The sequence below is a fragment of the Achromobacter animicus genome (assembly GCF_902859585.1).
In the GTDB taxonomy this organism is placed as follows: domain Bacteria; phylum Pseudomonadota; class Gammaproteobacteria; order Burkholderiales; family Burkholderiaceae_B; genus Achromobacter; species Achromobacter animicus.
The window spans coordinates 84,800-102,314 of record NZ_CADIJM010000010.1; the positions used below are offsets into that span (position 1 = coordinate 84,800).

Genomic DNA, 17,515 nt, shown 5'->3' on the forward strand with positions numbered 1-17,515 from the left:
ATTACCAGCGGAAATGGCTGAAGGCCTTGTTGGCCTCTGCCATCTTGTGCGTGTCTTCGCGCTTCTTCATCGCGGCGCCACGACCTTCGGAGGCGTCGATCAGTTCGCCAGCAAGACGCAGATCCATCGACTTCTCGCCACGCTTCTTGGCGGCTTCACGGAGCCAACGCATAGCCAGGGCCAGGCGGCGCACGGGGCGCACTTCAACCGGCACTTGGTAGTTGGCACCGCCAACGCGGCGGCTCTTGACTTCGACGATCGGCTTGATGTTGTTGATCGCCAGGCTGAAAACCTCGATCGGCTCTTTGCCGGTCTTGGTGGCGACTTGCTCGAGGGCGCCGTAAACGATGCGCTCGGCGACGGCCTTCTTGCCGTCCAGCATGACGACGTTCATGAACTTGGCGAGCTCGACGCTGCCGAACTTGGGATCGGGCAGAATCTCGCGCTTGGGTACTTCGCGACGACGGGGCATTGTTGCTTCCTTGTGTCTGTTCAGTTGAACCGTGTTTCATTACACGGCCATGGCCGTCCATTGGGACGACCCCTTACGTGCCGCGCACCTTCCCATCATCTGGACGGCGCGGTCGCACTTCCCGGGTGACGGACTTCCGTCACGTGGGGGTACTGCCGACTTGCTATTAAGCCTTCTTCGGGCGCTTGGCGCCGTACTTCGAGCGGGCTTGCTTACGGTCCTTGACGCCTTGCAGGTCAAGGGAACCGCGCACGATGTGATAACGCACACCGGGCAAGTCCTTCACACGGCCGCCACGCACCAGAACCACCGAGTGCTCTTGCAGGTTGTGGCCTTCACCGCCGATGTACGAAATGACTTCGTAACCGTTGGTCAGACGCACTTTGGCAACCTTACGCAGAGCGGAGTTCGGCTTCTTGGGGGTGGTGGTGTACACGCGAGTGCACACGCCGCGGCGTTGCGGGCAGTTTTCGAGCGCGGGGCTCTTGCTTTTGATGATGCTGACTTCGCGCGGCTTGCGCACGAGTTGGCTAATGGTAGGCATGACCTTTGAAATCCCTTTTACGTACCACTGGTAAGTACTTACGTACTCGTCTCCTGGAGCGGGTGAGCTTTCGGAGAAGGCAGTTCGCGCAAAACCGCCTCAAACGTTCAAATACGTAAAAGAGCGGGCTTGCCAACAAACCATGACAAACGCACAAAATCGGGTGCAGCCAGAAAAACAGTTGGTGCTAGCTGGGCCAAGGACAAAGGTTCGTGACGCGCCTTTGGGCCTTGATCCTGAACTGTCTGCCTGAGCGTGCGGATTTTGCGCGCGAAATAAAGCAGTAAGCCCTTTAGCATAACTGAGATCAAGGGCTACTGTCAAAGTTTTTTGTAAGTGTCGCGCAGCGGCGAGTTGGCGCGAAAAGCGGGGCATTTGACCGCCGCTGGCGAAAATTGGGGCCACGTAGCGGGCAGATCGAGGACCGGCAAGTGCGGCCGGCCGTGACGCCCTATCCGGGCAATCCCTGCCCTCCGGCATGGCTCCGCGAAGTGTACAGCGTGCGCGTTTAGCGGTCTGTAAAAAGATAGCCGCTGCCGTATACCGTGCGGATCGGCAACACCACGCCTGCCTGTTCGGCCTTGCGCCGCAGCCGGCTGACGATAACGTCGATGCTGCGCGCGCTGCTGGCTCGTGCAGCGCCCCCTTCCACCTGCAATTCGTTCCCCAGGGCTTCGCGGTCGACCGCCTTTCCCGCCACGTTCAGCAGGGCGCGAACGATGAGGCGCTCGTTGGCGGACAGCGACAGCGTGACGCCATTCGGGGCGGCCAGCGTCCAGCCCTGGTCGTGGAGCTCCCAGCGGCCGTTGCCCGCGTCCTGCGGCTCGGCGGGATCGGCGGCCGCCGGCAGGCGGCGCGCCAGCGCCAGCAAGATGCAGACGAGTTCACGAGGATCCTGGGGATCGGGCAGGCAGGCATCGGCGCCGCTCTGCAGGCAGCGCAGGCGGCTGTCCACGGGCATGCCCTTGCCGACAACCACGATGCCCAGCGGCGCGGAGCCATGCAGCCGCGCAATGAGGGCGTAACCGATTTCGCCCGACGCGCCGATGTCCAGAACCACGGCGTCGTGGTGGCCGCTGCTGAGCAGGCCGAACAATTCCAACGAGGTCGAGCATCCGCGGGCCGAGATGCCGGCCTGCAACAGCGTGGACACGGACGAACCGCGCACGGTTTCGTCCGGTGACATCACAAGTATGCGCAATTGATTCATATCTGTTCCGGTCTGCATTCCCTCCCCTTGCACCGCCTGCTGTGTCGCGGCTGGTGACATCGTTGGAACAGTTTGGCGTCGCCCTATGCAACAACTCCAGTCAAGATTCGTCAACTTTGCAATGTTTGACAGTTCTTGCCATAACGTAGCCGCCGAAGGGTTTTCCCGAGTTATCATTCGTTTACATAAATCCCCCCTTCGTTTTGCTAGGTCGCCACACGCGCGCCTGCGCAGCCAACTTTCGCGAGAACTCGTCCAATGAAAATCGCGTCGCTGGAAGACGACCTGGACCAGGCTCGGCGCATCCAGCAAGTTCTGACCGCCGCCGGCTATGCTTGCACCAGCTATCACCAGAGCCGGGATCTGCTCGCCGCCCTTCGCACTGAAACGTATGACCTGGTGCTGCTGGACTGGCACCTGCCCGACATCGACGGCGACGACGTCGTCCGCTGGCTGCGCACACACATCGGCGCGCGCATTCCCGTGATTTTCCTGACCAACCGGTCGGCCGAGGATGATCTGGTCGAAGGCCTGCGTGCAGGCGCGGACGACTACATCGTCAAGCCGATGCGTCCGCTCGAGCTTCTGGCACGGGTCGCGGCGCTGCTGCGCCGCAGCCAGATCGCCGAGCCCGTCGACCAGACCATTGAAGTCGCGCGGTATCGGGTCGACCCCGCGGCGCGCGCCATTTCGCTGGACGACGTCGCGATTTCGCTGGCCCCGAAGGAATTCGAGCTGGCGCTGCTGTTCTTTCGCAATGTCGGCCGGCTCATGTCGCGCGACGTGCTCGCCGAGTGCGTCTGGAACCGCGAAATCCCCGCCACCTCGCGCACGTTGGATACGCACCTATCGAACATCCGGCAGAAGCTGCAGCTCCGTCCGCAGCACGGCGTGCGCCTGACCTCCTCTTATGCGCTTGGCTACCGGCTCGAACTGGTCAGCCCGTCCGACGACGGCCAGAACCTCTCGCCGTAACGGCGTCGCCCGAATCCCTGGAGAATCGTTTGCCATGAGCCGCTTCCGCGCGCTTTCTCTGCTTGTCCTGGCTTCCTGCATGACGCTGGCCGCCCCCGCGCACAGCCAGCCCGCCGGCGCATTGGGCGACGACTTCATCCATCGCGTGCGCCAGGGCGAGACGCTGATCGAACTGGCCACGCAGTACACACGCAACCAGGCCAACTGGAACCGGTTGCAGACGCTCAACAAGGTCGTGACCCCGGAATTGCTGCCCATCGGGTTGGAACTGCACATCCCGCTGGCGATGATTCCGGTGCGCGACGCGCAGGCGCAGGTCGTGCACGTCAGCGGTCAGGCCAGCCTGAATGGCAAGTCCGTGCAGCCCGGAACGCCGGTGTCCGAAGGCAGTACGCTGGAAACCGCCCCCAACGGTTTCGTCACGCTGCAGCTTGCCGACGGATCGCGGCTCACGTTGCCGTCCAACGGCGCGGTGGACCTCACACGCCTGCGCCAGTTCGAGGGCACTGCGCTGACGGATTCGGTGATCAATGTGCGGCGCGGCAGCGTGGAATCCAGCGTCGCGCCAGCGGGCCAGGGTGTGGGCCGTTTCGAGATCCGCACGCCGGTCGCCGTGACGGGTGTGCGCGGCACGCGATTCCGCGTGCAGAGCAGCGCGCAAGGCGTCCATAGCGAAGTCCTGGAAGGCAGCGTGCGCTTGCAGGCGCACGCGCCCGGCGATTCGCCCGCCAAGCCGGTCGCGGTGGCGCAAGGTTACGGGGCCGCGGTGGGCGCCGACGGCGCCATGTCCGCCCTGCGTCCGCTGCTCGCCGCGCCGCAATTGGGCGATCCGGTACGCGCCGGCGGCACGTGGTCAGTGCCGTTTGCGCCGGTCGAAGGGGCGCAAAGCTATCTGGTTCGCGTCTCGCGCGATGCCGATGGCGCGCTGCCCGTGTCGTCCGCCAGCTTTCCCGCCAACGACATCCGCTTTTCCGCGCCGGGCCCCGGCACGTTCTACGTGTCGGTGCGCGCCGTCGATGCGCTTGGCCTGCACGGGGCGGATTCGGTCCGATCCTTCGAGGGCGCGAACATGTTGATGACGTCGTACGGCCTTGGCGTTGGCAGCGGCTCTGGCGGGCTTGTGACGCTGACCGCGTACTAAGACAGGCGCCATGGCCGCCCCCGCCGACTCGCTCGACCGGTCCTGGCGGTCCGGATTGTGGCTGACGTTGGCGTTGGCGGCGCTGGCCGCTTTCCTGGGCACTTTCAATGGGCTCGGCCGTCTTGATCAGGTCTTGTACGACCGCGCGGTGATGATGACGGGCCGTCCGGCTGATCCGGACATCCTGGTCGTGGCGATCGACGACGCGAGCATCGACGCGCTGGGACGCTGGCCGTGGCGGCGTGCCATCCACGCGGCCTTGCTCGACCGGCTGGCGGGCGCGCGGGCTGTGGGGGTGGATCTCATCTTTGCCGAGCCAGACAAGATCAATGCCGCAGACGATGCCATCCTGGCGGACAGCATCCGGCGCAACGCGCACACCGTGCTGCCCGTGGTTCTGGACCGTCTGAAAAACCCGACGGCCATCGGCCTGCCGATCCCCGAATTGGCGCAGGCATCGGCCTCCACCGGCTTCATCAATGCAGTCATCGACCCGGACGGCGTCGTGCGCGAAGCCGCCCTCACCGCGCAATTTGCCGGCGACCGCAGAAATCATCTGGCCATCTCGATGCTCGAGGTCGGCGGCGAAGCTGATCGCGCCCAACGGTTGCTCAAGCGTGCAAACGCCGACGGACGGATCCTGATCCCGTATGCAGGCCCGCCCGGCCACGTGCGGACCGTCTCCTATCTTTCGGTGCTGCGGGGCGATTGGACGCCCGATGAGCTGCGCGGCAAGTATGTGCTGGTGGGCGCCTGGGCGACGGGCCTGGGCGACGAGTATCCGACGCCGGTGTCGCACGACGTCAGCGGCATATCGGGCGTGGAGATCATCGCCAACGTTCTGCAGGCCGCGCGGGACGACATCGCCTTCCAGCGGCCACCGGCCGGGTGGAGCGCGCTTTTCGCGCTGTTGCCGGTGTTGCTCGCCAGCTTGGCCTTGTGGCGCCTGTCGCCCAAGAAGGCGCTGCTGGTCAGCCTTGCGCTGCTTGCCGCCATCCCGCTTGCATCGTGGCTGCTGCTTGCCCAGGCCTATCTGTGGTTCGCACCGACCGCGGCGTTGGCGGGCGTGGCCTTGTGCTATCCGCTCTGGAGCTGGCGCAATCAGGAAGCCGCGCTGCGCTATATGGATACGGAACTGCAGCGCCTGCAGCGCGAATACCCCCCGATCCTGAACGAAGCCCGCGTGCAGCTTGCCAATCCGAATGCGTCGCTGGAGAGCCGGGTCGGCGAACTTCGGCGTGCGCTGGCGCGAGTGCGCAACCTGCGGCGGTTCCTGGCTGACGGGCTGGACGGCATGCCGGATGCGACGCTGGTGTTCGACCAGGAAGGCCGCATGCGATTCCGCAACCAGGCCGCCATCCTGTTCTTCCAGCGGCTTGGCATCCGTCCGCCTCGGATCGGCCGGCCGGCGGCGCACCTGCTGGAACATACCCTCGCCGACGAGGCGGCGCGGACACGCGTGGCAGAGGCCCTAAGCGGCCGTCCGCCCGCCGACGCCGCCTCGCCTTGGAGCGCGGACGTCGAAGTGCGCGACCGCGCCGGCCGCGACCTGATCCTGAAATGCGCCCCCATCCACACGGCCGAGGGCCAGTTCGCAGGCACGGTCGCCACGCTGACCGACATCTCAAGCATTCGCCAGGCCGAGCGGCAACGCGAAGAAACGCTGCGCTTCATCTCGCACGACATGCGCGCGCCGCAAAGCTCGATTCTTGCGTTGGTGGAGCTATCGCGGGAAGGCGGGCAGCAGGAAGTGCGGCCCGACACGCTCGAGCGCATTGCGATGCTGGCCAACCGCACGCTCACGCTGGTCGATGACTTCGTGCATCTGACACGTGCCGAATCGATGCCGATCAGCACCATCGAGCTGGATCTGGGCAGTTTGCTGCAGGACGCCGTCGACGATCTCTGGCCGTCTGCCAACAAACGCGGCATCGCATTGGAGACCCGGATGCCGCTGCCGGTTGCCTACACCCGCGGCGAACAGACGCTGCTGATACGCGCGCTCTGCAACCTGGTCGACAACGCCATCAAGTACAGCGCCAGCGGCACGCGCATCGAATGCGGCATTGATGAACAGCCCGGCTTCTGGCGCGTGCGCATCAAGGATCAAGGCCAGGGAATCGCGGCCCAGGACGTAGCCCGGTTGTTCGAACCGTTTGCGCGGGTGGGCGTTGAAACGCGGGGGGATGTGGGCGGTGCCGGATTGGGACTGGCTTTCGTGCACACCGTAGCCAAACGGCATGGCGGGCGCATCGAGGTGCAGAGTGAACCGGGCGTCGGCTCAGAGTTCATCCTGCACCTGCCGAAGGTGTAGACCGCCTTATTTACTGGAAGGTGTGCGAGATGACCGCCGGCTTGCCCGGCTTGACCTCAAGCGTCATGCGCAACGGCGGCAGGTCGGCGTTGCGCACGACCACCTGGTACTTGCCCGGAATCAGCTTGAGGTCCTTCACGGGCGGGCTGATGCCGCGCGCCACGCCGTTGATCCAGACTTCACCCCATGGACGGATGTCCAGCCGCACGGTGACCGGCACGGGCTTGGGCTTGGGCGCCTCTTCAGTGGCGGCGGGCGGCGCCGGTTCCTGCACTTCGGGGGTTGGCGGCGCCTCGGCGGTACTCGCCGGATTTGACTGCGCCCCCGCGGATGACGCGGCGGCCGTCGCGGCAGACCCGGCGGCGGCTGGCTGGCCGGATGCGGCGCCGCTGGCCGTCAACGACGGCAGATCCGCAGGCGCCTGAGTGGTCGCTGGCGCCGGCGGTGGCGCGGGCGGCGGGGTCTGCGGCAACGGATGCACGACGGGCGGATTCGGCTGCACGACTTCCGAGCGCGTGATGAGGGCGTTGGGCGTGCCCTTGCCCCACTGAAACCACGCGTATACGCCTGCGCCGATGAGCGCCAGGATCAACAGCCAGAACAGCAACGGTCCCCGCCGGCGGGCGGGCTCGCGCCGTTCCGGTAAACCCGCCATGGGCGCGACCTTGGCCACTTCGTCCAATTCGTCTTCGGGCGCTTCGGGTTCGTCGTAGGCCGCAACGCCCAGCAGGCTGGCCAGCTCAGCCAACGACTGCGGCCGCGCCTTGGTGTCCATCGACATGCCGGCATCGATGACACGCAGGAATTCCTGGCTGTACTTGGGCAGCCCCATGTCCGCCAGCGCTTCGTATTCGTCGTGGGCGCGGCGTTCCGGCGCCGGCGGCGGCCGGCTGCCGATCACCAGGGCGTACGCCACCGCGCACAGGGAGTAGATGTCCGACCAGGGGCCGCGCGGCCATTCCATTGAGTCGGTGTACAGCTCGAACGGCGCGAAGCCGGCGGCCGGCGTCCGGCTGGAACGGCGCGACCGCGCCACCGCCAGTTCGGGCAGCAGATGCGCGCGCGCGTTCTCGTCCATGCCGACGGTTTCGAGCGAAATGTCGCCACAGATTTCGCCCTGCGCATGCAGTGCGACGAGAGACGGCAGAAGGTCCGAGAGAAGCCGCTTGATGCGCGACTCCGGCACCCCGCCTGCCGCGCTGGCGGCAATGGCGCTCAACGGGCGCAGGGCCAACGGCGCGGCGCCGGAAAAGGGGCCACGCGGCGTCAACAAGCCGGCGGGAGTAGACATCATCGAAGCTGCGCGTGCGCGCCAAAACGGGTTCAGGGGCTATTTAGGCGGAATATTATCCAATCCGCAAGGTCAGGACATTGCCGAAAATGTCCGAGCGCATCAGGCTGTGGCACGATAGCGTACTGCGTCATCACCCTACATCTTTAGAAGCCATGAAAATTCGCATCCTGAGCAGTCTGCTTGGCGTATCGGCCCTCCTGGCCGGTTGCGCGGGCATCTCCAAACCGAAACCCGAGAGCCCTCCGACGGCCGAAGCCCTGGCCGAGCTGCAGCAGGTGCGCGACCAATACAGCGCCGGTCAATATGGCGAAGTCATCCGCGGCGTTGCCCGGTCCGATACCCTGGCCACCTCGTCCAAAGCAGTACGCATAGAGGCCTACAAGCTTCAGGCGTTCAGCTATTGCGTGACGCGTTATACCCAGCTTTGCGAGGACAGCTTCGCGCGTATCCTGGTGCTGGATCCGGCGTTTGAACTCGCCCCCGCCGAAGCCGGTCATCCGGTCTGGGGACCGGTCTTCCAGCGCGCCCGCGCACAGGCCGCCAAGTAGTCCTGCCGCACCCGTTCTTTTCGCAAGAAAAAAGGCCGCTGATTCGCATCAGCGGCCTTTTTATTTTCAGGCTTCCACCGCAGCCTCGCGGTGGAACCTGTCCGGACGATCCGCTTATTCGGCGGCGTCGTCGGTACCCACGTCGGAAGCAGGCGTCTCGGCGTCCGAACCCACCGTGACCGGTGCGTCTTCGAACGGGTTGGCCTGCTGGCGAGCGGCTTCGCGTTCCGCCGCCTCCAGCTGTTCCTTGTCGCGGCGTGCATGGTGGTAAGCCAGGCCGGTACCCGCCGGGATGAGGCGGCCGACGATGACGTTTTCCTTCAAGCCACGCAGGTCGTCGCGCTTGCCCATGATGGCGGCTTCGGTCAGGACACGGGTGGTCTCCTGGAACGAAGCGGCCGAGATGAACGAGTCGGTCGACAGCGAGGCCTTCGTGATACCCAGCAGCACGTTGTCGTACGTAGCCGGACGCAGGTCGGCAGCCGTGACGCGGTCGTTTTCGTTCAACAGCTCGGAGCGCTCGACCTGCTCGCCCGGGATGAACTCGGTGTCGCCCGCGTCAACGATGTTCACACGGCGCAGCATCTGACGAACAATCACTTCGATGTGCTTGTCGTTGATCTTCACGCCCTGCAGACGGTAAACGTCCTGCACTTCGTCGACGATGTACGTCGCCAGCTTCTCGATGCCTTGCAGGCGCAGGATGTCGTGGGGATCGGCCGGGCCGTCCACGATCATTTCGCCCTTGTTCACCACCTGGCCGTCGTGCACCAGCACCTGCTTTTCCTTCGGAATCAGGAACTCGTGGCTCACGCCTTCCAGGTCGGTGATGACCAGACGCTGCTTGCCCTTGGTGTCCTTGCCGAACGAAACCGTACCGGTGACGTCGGCGAGCATGCCGGCGTCCTTCGGCGAACGGGCTTCGAACAGTTCGGCCACACGCGGCAGACCGCCGGTAATGTCGCGGGTCTTTTGCGATTCTTGCGGAATACGCGCCAGAACCTCACCCACGGCAACCTGCTGGCCGTCACGCACCGTGATCAGCGCACCCACCGGGAACGAGATGTTCACCGAGTGATCGGTGCCGGCGATCTTGACGTCTTCGCCGTTCTCGTTGACCAGCTTGATCTGCGGACGCATGACGATCTTGCCGCCACGGGTCTTCGGCGTGATGACGACGAGCGTCGACAGGCCGGTGACTTCGTCCACCTGCTTGGCAACGGTCACGCCTTCTTCGATGTTCTCGAAGCGGACGGCGCCGCCGTATTCCGACACGATCGGACGGGTCAGCGGATCCCACGTTGCCAGGCGCGCGCCGGCCTTCACGGCCTCGCCATCGCCCACCAGCACGGTCGCGCCGTACGGGATCTTGTGACGTTCGCGTTCGCGGCCGTTGTCGTCGAAGATCGCCAGTTCGCCCGAGCGCGAGATCGCGACACGTTCGCCCTTGGCGTTCGTGACGTAGCGCATCGTGCTGGCAAAACCGACGGTACCGGTCGACTTGGTTTCCACCGCGCTGGCCAGGGCCGAACGCGACGCCGCGCCACCGATGTGGAACGTACGCATCGTGAGCTGCGTGCCCGGTTCACCGATGGACTGGGCAGCGATAACGCCAACTGCCTCGCCCTGGTTGACCGGCGAACCACGACCCAGGTCGCGGCCGTAGCAGTGCGCGCACAGACCATGACGCGTTTCGCAGGTCAGCGGCGTGCGGACCTTGACTTCGTCAACGCCGATGCGGTCGATGGTGTCGACCAGATCTTCGTCCAGCAGGGTGCCGGCGACGATGGCCGTTTCCTGCGTGTCCGGGTTGACGATGTCCACGGCAGCGACGCGGCCGAGGATACGGTCGCGCAGCGGTTCGATGACTTCACCGCCTTCGACCAGGGCCTTCATGTTGTAGCCCTGCGACGTGCCGCAGTCGTCTTCGGTAATGACCAGATCCTGCGTCACGTCGACCAGACGACGGGTCAGGTAACCCGAGTTCGCGGTCTTCAGTGCCGTATCGGCCAGACCCTTACGCGCACCGTGAGTGGAGATGAAGTACTGGAGTACGTTCAGGCCTTCACGGAAGTTTGCGGTAATGGGCGTTTCGATAATCGAGCCGTCCGGCTTGGCCATCAGGCCGCGCATGCCGGCCAGCTGGCGGATCTGGGCAGCCGAACCGCGGGCGCCCGAGTCAGCCATCATGTAGATGGAGTTGAAGGACTCCTGGCGCACTTCCTCGCCGTGACGGTTGGTCACGGGCTCGGTGGCCAGTTGTTCCATCATCGCCTTGCCGACCTTGTCGCCAGCCTTGCCCCAGATGTCCACAACGTTGTTGTAGCGCTCTTGGGACGTGACCAGACCCGACGAGTACTGCTTGTCGATTTCCTTCACTTCGCGGCTGGCTTCGGCCAGGATGCCTTCCTTGGCGGTCGGGATCAGCATGTCGCCCATGGCGATCGAGATACCGCCGCGCGTGGCCAGGCGGAAGCCCGACTGCATCAGCTTGTCGGCGAAGATCACCGTGTCGCGCAGGCCGCAGCGGCGGAACGACTGGTTGATCAGACGCGAGATTTCCTTCTTCTTCAGCGCCTTGTTCAGGACGGTGAAGGGCAGGCCCTTGGGCAGGATCTCGGACAGCAGCGCGCGGCCGACCGTCGTCTCGTGACGGCGGATGACCGGTTGCCATTCGCCGTTCTCGTCGCGCTCGTGTTCCTTCAGGCGCACGGTGATGCGGCTTTGCAGCTCGACTTCGTTGTTGTCGTAGGCGCGCTGGACTTCAGCGACGTCCATGAAGAAGATGCCTTCGCCACGGCCGTTGATGCGCTCGCGGGTCGTGTAGTACAGACCCAGCACGATGTCCTGCGACGGCACGATCGACGGTTCGCCGTTGGCCGGGAACAGCACGTTGTTGGACGCGAGCATCAGCGTACGCGCTTCCAGCTGGGCTTCCAGCGACAGCGGCACGTGAACGGCCATCTGGTCACCGTCGAAGTCGGCGTTGAACGCCGCGCAAACCAGCGGGTGCAACTGGATCGCCTTGCCTTCGATCAGCACCGGCTCGAACGCCTGGATGCCAAGACGGTGCAGCGTCGGCGCACGGTTCAGCATGACCGGGTGTTCGCGGATGACTTCTTCCAGGATGTCCCAGACCACCGGTTCCTGGCTTTCGACCAGTTTCTTGGCAGCCTTGATGGTCGTGGCCAGGCCCATCATCTCCAGACGATTGAAGATGAACGGCTTGAACAGTTCCAGGGCCATCAGCTTGGGCAGACCGCACTGATGCAGCTTGAGCTGCGGACCCACCACGATGACCGAACGGCCCGAGTAGTCGACGCGCTTGCCCAGCAGGTTCTGACGGAAACGACCGCTCTTGCCCTTGATCATGTCGGCCAGGGACTTGAGCTGGCGCTTGTTGGCGCCCGTCATGGCCTTGCCTCGGCGGCCGTTGTCCAGCAGCGAGTCGACCGCTTCCTGCAGCATGCGCTTTTCGTTGCGCAGGATGATTTCAGGCGCCTTGAGCTCGAGCAGACGCTTCAGACGGTTGTTGCGGTTGATGACGCGGCGGTACAGGTCGTTCAGGTCGGAGGTCGCGAAGCGGCCGCCGTCCAGCGGCACCAGCGGACGCAGGTCCGGCGGCAGCACGGGCAGCACTTCCATGACCATCCACTCGGCCTTGATGCCGGACTTCTGGAAGCCTTCCAGCACCTTCAGGCGCTTGGAGATCTTCTTGATCTTGGCTTCCGAGCTGGTGGCCTTCAGTTCGCCGCGCAGCGTTTCCACTTCGCGGTCGATGTCGATGGTGCGCAGCAGTTCGCGCACGGCTTCGGCGCCCATCAGGGCACGGAAGTCGTCGCCGTATTCCTCGGTCTTGGCCAGGAAATCGTCGTCCGACATGATCTGGCCGCGCTTGAGCGGCGTCATGCCGGGTTCGATCACGCACCAGGCTTCGAAGTACAGCACGCGTTCGATGTCGCGCAGGGTCATGTCGAGCACCATGCCCAGACGCGACGGCAGGCTCTTCAGGAACCAGATGTGCGCGACGGGGCTGGCCAGCTCGATGTGGCCCATGCGTTCACGGCGAACCTTGGCGACGGTGACTTCAACGCCGCACTTTTCGCAGATCACGCCACGGTGCTTCAGGCGCTTGTACTTGCCGCACAGGCACTCGTAGTCTTTGATCGGGCCAAAGATCTTGGAGCAGAACAGGCCGTCACGCTCGGGCTTGAACGTGCGGTAGTTGATCGTCTCGGGCTTGCGGACTTCGCCGTAGGACCACGAACGGATCTTCTCGGGCGAGGCGATGCCGATCTTGATGGCATCGAACTGCTCGTCTTGAGAGACTTGCTTAAAGAGGTCGAGTAGCGCTTTCATTAGTTACGCTCCAAATCCATGTCCAGGGCCAACGAGCGGATTTCCTTGACCAGAACGTTGAACGATTCCGGCATGCCGGCGTCGATCACGTGGTCGCCCTTGACGATGTTCTCGTAAACCTTGGTACGACCGTTGATGTCGTCCGACTTCACCGTCAGCATTTCCTGCAGGGTGTAGGCGGCGCCGTATGCTTCCAGCGCCCACACTTCCATTTCCCCGAAACGCTGGCCGCCGAACTGCGCCTTGCCGCCCAGCGGCTGCTGGGTCACGAGCGAGTACGGGCCGGTGGAACGGGCGTGCATCTTGTCGTCGACCAAGTGGTGCAGCTTCAGGTAGTGCATGTAGCCGACAGTCACGGGGCGCTCGAATTGCTCGCCCGTGCGGCCGTCGAACAGCCATGCCTGCGTACGCGAAGGCGTCAGCGCCATGCGCTCGGCGACGTCGTCCGGATAGGCCAGTTCCAGCATCTTGGTGATTTCCTCTTCGGTCGCGCCGTCGAAGACGGGCGTCGCGAACGGCACGCCGTTCTTGAGGTTCTGGGCCATTTCCATGACTTCGTCATCGGTCAGTTCGTCGATGCGCGCGCCGGAGCCGGTCGTGTTGTAGACCTTGTCCAGATAAGCGCGGACGTTCTTGACCTGCGCCGTGCGCTCGTCACGCAGCATGTCGGCGATGCGATGGCCAACACCCTTGGCAGCCCAGCCCAAGTGAACTTCCAGCACCTGGCCGACGTTCATCCGCGAGGGCACGCCCAGCGGGTTCAGAACGATGTCGGCCGGCGTGCCGTCAGCCATGTGGGGCATGTCTTCCACCGGGGTGATGCGCGAGACCACACCCTTGTTGCCGTGACGACCTGCCATCTTGTCGCCAGGCTGCAGACGACGCTTCACGGCCAGGTAGACCTTGATCATCTTCAGCACGCCCGGGGGCAGCTCGTCGCCTTGCGTCAGCTTCTTGCGCTTCTCTTCGAAGGCCAGATCGAACTGGTGACGCTTCTGCTCGAGCGATTCCTTGGCCTGTTCCAGCACGACAGCGTGCGGCTCATCGGCCAGACGGATGTCGAACCACTGCCAGCGATCCAGGTCGGCCAGGTAGGCCTTGGTGATCGTCGCGCCCTTTGCCAGCTTGCGCGGGCCGCCGTTGACGGTCTTGTTGACCAGCATCTTTTCGATACGGTCGAACTGGTCGTTTTCAACGATGCGCAGCTGGTCGTTCAGGTCCTGGCGATAGCGGCGCAGTTCATCGTCGATGATGGACTGGGCGCGCTTGTCGCGCACGATGCCTTCACGCGTGAACACCTGCACGTCGATCACGGTGCCGGTCATGCCCGAAGGCACGCGCAGCGAGGTGTCCTTAACGTCGGACGCCTTTTCACCGAAGATGGCGCGCAGCAGCTTTTCTTCCGGCGTCAGCTGGGTTTCGCCCTTGGGCGTGACCTTGCCGACCAGCACGTCGTCGGCGCTGACTTCGGCGCCGATGTACGTGATGCCGGAATCGTCCAGACGGTTCAACTGCGTTTCAGCCAGGTTGCTGATGTCGCGGGTGATTTCTTCCGGTCCGAGCTTCGTGTCGCGGGCGACAACCGTCAGTTCCTCGATGTGCACCGAGGTGTAGCGGTCATCCGCCACGACCTTTTCGGAGATCAGGATCGAGTCTTCGAAGTTGTAGCCGTTCCAGGGCATGAACGCGATCAGCATGTTCTGACCCAGGGCGAGTTCGCCCAGGTCGGTCGATGCGCCGTCAGCCAGCACGTCGCCCTTGGCAACGCGGTCGCCACGCTTGACGATCGGACGCTGGTTGATGTTCGTGTTCTGGTTGGAACGCGTGTACTTGATCAGGTTGTAGATGTCGACGCCCACTTCGCCGGCGACGTTTTCTTCGTCGTTCACGCGAATCACGACGCGCTCGGCGTCGACGTGGTCAACCAGACCGCCACGCAGCGCCTGCACGGTGGTGCCCGAGTCAACGGCCACGGTGCGCTCGATACCCGTACCCACGACCGGCTTTTCCGGGCGCAGGCAAGGCACGGCCTGACGTTGCATGTTGGCGCCCATCAGTGCGCGGTTCGCGTCATCGTGCTCGAGGAACGGAATCAGCGAGGCAGCGACCGACACGATCTGCGACGGGGCAACGTCCATGTAGTGCACGTTGGCCGGGGCGGTCAGCATCGTTTCGCCAGCTTCACGGCAGGCGACCAGGTCGTCAACGAAACGGCCTTCTTCGTCGAGTGCGGCGTTGGCCTGCGCGATGACGTAGTGGCTTTCTTCGATGGCCGACAGGTAGTCGATCTGGTCGCTGACGCGGCCGTCGACAATCTTGCGGTAAGGCGTTTCCAGGAAGCCGTACTCGTTCAAGCGAGCGTACAGCGCCATGGAGTTGATCAGACCGATGTTCGGGCCTTCCGGCGTTTCGATCGGGCAGACGCGGCCGTAGTGGGTCGGGTGCACGTCGCGGACTTCAAAGCCGGCGCGCTCGCGGGTCAGACCGCCCGGGCCCAGTGCGGAAACACGACGCTTGTGCGTGATTTCCGACAGCGGGTTGGTCTGGTCCATGAACTGCGAGAGCTGGCTCGAACCGAAGAACTCCTTGATGGCAGCCGAGATCGGCTTGGAGTTGATCAGGTCATGCGGCATCAGGTTTTCCGTCTCGGCCTGGCCCAGACGTTCCTTGACGGCGCGCTCGACGCGCACGAGACCGGCGCGGAACTGGTTCTCGGCCAGTTCGCCCACGCAACGCACGCGGCGGTTGCCCAAGTGATCGATGTCATCGATCTGGCCACGGCCGTTACGCAGCTCAACCAGCACCTTGATGGTTTCAAGGATGTCTTCGTTGGTCAGCGTCATCGGGCCGGTGATGTCTTCACCACGGCCCAGACGGCTGTTGACCTTCATGCGGCCGACGCGCGACAGGTCGTACGTCTCTTCGCTGTAGAACAGACGCTGGAACAGCGCTTCCACCGCTTCTTCGGTGGGCGGCTCACCAGGACGCATCATGCGGTAGATGGCAACGCGCGCGGCCATCTGGTCGGCGGTTTCATCGGTACGCAGCGTTTGCGAGATGTAGGGACCGCGGTCCAGGTCGTTGGTGTACAGCGCCTGGAAATCGTGCACGTTGGCGGCGCGCAAGGCGCCCAGCACGCTTTCCGTGATCTCGTCGTTGGCGTTGGCGATGACTTCGCCGGTATCTTCATCGACGATGTTCTTGGCCAGCACGCGGCCGTACAGGAAATCTTCCGGCACGGAGATGCGCTGGATGCCGCCGGCAGCCAGGTCGCGCAGGTGCTTGGCGTTGATGCGCTTGTCTTTTTCGACGATCACTTTGCCCGAACGGTCGGCGATGTCGAAACGGGCCATTTCGCCCTTCCAGCGCTCAGGCACGAATTCCATCATCGCGCCTTCGCTCTTCAGTTCGAAGTTGTCGAAGTCGAAGAAGTTGGCCAGGATGGATTCCGGCGTCATGCCGATGGCCTTGCATAGGATCGTGACAGGCATCTTGCGACGGCGGTCGACGCGGAAGAACAGGACGTCCTTCGGGTCGAATTCGAAGTCCAGCCACGAGCCGCGGTAAGGAATCACGCGGGCCGAGAACAGGAGCTTGCCCGAGCTGTGCGTCTTGCCGCGGTCGTGTTCGAAGAACACGCCCGGCGAACGGTGCAGCTGCGAAACGATGACGCGCTCCGTGCCGTTGATGACGAAGGAACCCGTGCCCGTCATGAGCGGAATTTCGCCCATGTAGACTTCCTGTTCCTTCACTTCCTTCACGGTGGGCTTGCTGACTTCGCGGTCAAGCAGCACCAGGCGGACCTTGGCTCGCAGGGGCGAGGCATAGGTCAGGCCACGTTGCTGACATTCCTTGACATCGAACACCGGTTCGCCGAGCACGTAGCTCACGAACTCCAAGCGCGCCATACCGTTGTGACTAACGATCGGGAAAATCGACGAGAACGCCGCCTGCAAACCGTCGGCTACGCGTTCGGACGGGGCGGTATCCGCCTGCAGGAAAGTTAGGTAGGATTGAAGCTGAGTCGCCAAAAGGAAGGGAACGTTTTGAACGTCTTCACGCTTGGCGAAGCTTTTGCGGATGCGCTTTTTTTCGGTGTACGAGTAAGGCATGAGCACTCCGACTCGAGGTTGCATGGGCCGTCAACCACGGCCCCAGGTGATACGACTCCAGGAAACCCCACTGAATGGGCATACCCTCAGTAGGGGTTTCCTGGAAACGCAAAAGCCCGGGGACTGCAAACTGTGCTGTCCCCGGGCAGTTGACGCAGGTCTTACTTGACTTCGACCTTGGCGCCAGCTTCTTCCAGCTTCTTCTTGGCGGCTTCGGCGTCAGCCTTGGCCACAGCTTCCTTGACGGGCTTCGGAGCGCCGTCGACCAGGTCCTTGGCTTCCTTCAGACCCAGACCGGTCAGCTCGCGCACGGCCTTGATGACGCTGACCTTGTTCGCGCCGGCTTCTTGCAGGACGACGGTGAACTCGGTTTGCTCTTCAGCAGCGGCGGCAGCGCCACCAGCGGCGGGAGCAGCAACAGCGACGGCAGCGGCAGCAGCCGACACGCCGAACTTCTCTTCCATTTCCTTGATCAGCTCGGACAGCTCGAGCACGGTCATGCCAGCGATGGCGTCAAGGATTTCAGCTTTGTTAAGTGCCATTTTT

At 63.8% G+C, this 17,515-nt stretch carries 11 protein-coding genes; 4 read left to right on the forward strand and 7 right to left on the reverse strand.

Going from position 1 to position 17,515, the window contains the following annotated elements; genetic code table 11:
* Nucleotide 1: 1 nt before the first annotated feature.
* The 3 genes from rpsG to HV681_RS20755 all read right to left on the reverse strand — a co-directional run bounded on the left by rpsG (nucleotide 2) and on the right by HV681_RS20755 (nucleotide 2,226).
* Nucleotides 2-472, reverse strand: coding sequence for a 30S ribosomal protein S7 (gene rpsG / locus HV681_RS20745; RefSeq protein ID WP_006389600.1), 471 nt, complete (start codon nucleotides 470-472; stop codon nucleotides 2-4).
* Nucleotides 473-638: 166 nt separating this feature from the next.
* Complete coding sequence (gene rpsL / locus HV681_RS20750; RefSeq protein WP_005017264.1) at nucleotides 639-1,016, reverse strand: 30S ribosomal protein S12; 378 nt, start codon at nucleotides 1,014-1,016, stop codon at nucleotides 639-641.
* A gap of 508 nt (nucleotides 1,017-1,524) precedes the next feature.
* Nucleotides 1,525-2,226, reverse strand: coding sequence for a response regulator transcription factor (locus HV681_RS20755; protein WP_175124792.1), 702 nt, complete (start codon nucleotides 2,224-2,226; stop codon nucleotides 1,525-1,527).
* Nucleotides 2,227-2,484: 258 nt separating this feature from the next.
* On the opposite strand from HV681_RS20755, the gene HV681_RS20760 reads away from it, so the two are divergent.
* Genes HV681_RS20760 through HV681_RS20770 form a run of 3 tightly spaced genes read left to right on the forward strand, consistent with a single transcriptional unit; the run spans nucleotide 2,485 to nucleotide 6,656 of the window.
* The gene (locus HV681_RS20760; RefSeq protein ID WP_175124793.1) at nucleotides 2,485-3,201 is read left to right on the forward strand and encodes a response regulator transcription factor; all 717 of its coding nucleotides are present in this window, start codon (nucleotides 2,485-2,487) and stop codon (nucleotides 3,199-3,201) included.
* Between the two features lie 34 nt (nucleotides 3,202-3,235).
* Nucleotides 3,236-4,342, forward strand: a complete 1,107-nt coding sequence (locus HV681_RS20765; RefSeq protein WP_175124794.1) for a FecR domain-containing protein — start codon at nucleotides 3,236-3,238, stop codon at nucleotides 4,340-4,342.
* 10 nt (nucleotides 4,343-4,352) lie between these two features.
* On the forward strand, nucleotides 4,353-6,656 hold the full coding sequence (locus HV681_RS20770; protein WP_175124795.1) for a CHASE2 domain-containing protein: 2,304 nt from the start codon (nucleotides 4,353-4,355) through the stop codon (nucleotides 6,654-6,656).
* A 10-nt stretch (nucleotides 6,657-6,666) separates the two neighbouring features.
* Here the strand turns inward: HV681_RS20770 and HV681_RS20775 are convergent, their stop codons facing one another.
* A complete protein-coding gene (locus HV681_RS20775) occupies nucleotides 6,667-7,947 on the reverse strand; it encodes a serine/threonine-protein kinase (RefSeq protein WP_175124861.1) in 1,281 nt (426 codons plus the stop codon).
* Between the two features lie 155 nt (nucleotides 7,948-8,102).
* Between HV681_RS20775 and HV681_RS20780 the strand changes: the two genes are divergently transcribed.
* Nucleotides 8,103-8,498: a TssQ family T6SS-associated lipoprotein gene (locus tag HV681_RS20780; protein ID WP_175124862.1), complete on the forward strand. Its 396-nt coding sequence runs from the start codon at nucleotides 8,103-8,105 to the stop codon at nucleotides 8,496-8,498.
* A 114-nt stretch (nucleotides 8,499-8,612) separates the two neighbouring features.
* On the opposite strand, the gene rpoC is transcribed toward HV681_RS20780, so the two are convergent.
* From rpoC to rplL, 3 genes are all read right to left on the reverse strand, one after another.
* Nucleotides 8,613-12,857, reverse strand: a complete 4,245-nt coding sequence (rpoC, locus tag HV681_RS20785; protein WP_175124796.1) for a DNA-directed RNA polymerase subunit beta' — start codon at nucleotides 12,855-12,857, stop codon at nucleotides 8,613-8,615.
* A complete protein-coding gene (gene rpoB / locus HV681_RS20790) occupies nucleotides 12,857-16,969 on the reverse strand; it encodes a DNA-directed RNA polymerase subunit beta (protein WP_175124797.1) in 4,113 nt (1,370 codons plus the stop codon). Before rpoB ends, rpoC begins: the two co-directional genes overlap by 1 nt.
* A 161-nt stretch (nucleotides 16,970-17,130) precedes the next feature.
* Entirely contained in the window at nucleotides 17,131-17,511 is a 381-nt protein-coding gene (gene rplL / locus HV681_RS20795) for a 50S ribosomal protein L7/L12 (RefSeq protein WP_008157777.1), read from the reverse strand.
* Between the last annotated feature and the right edge of the window lie 4 nt (nucleotides 17,512-17,515).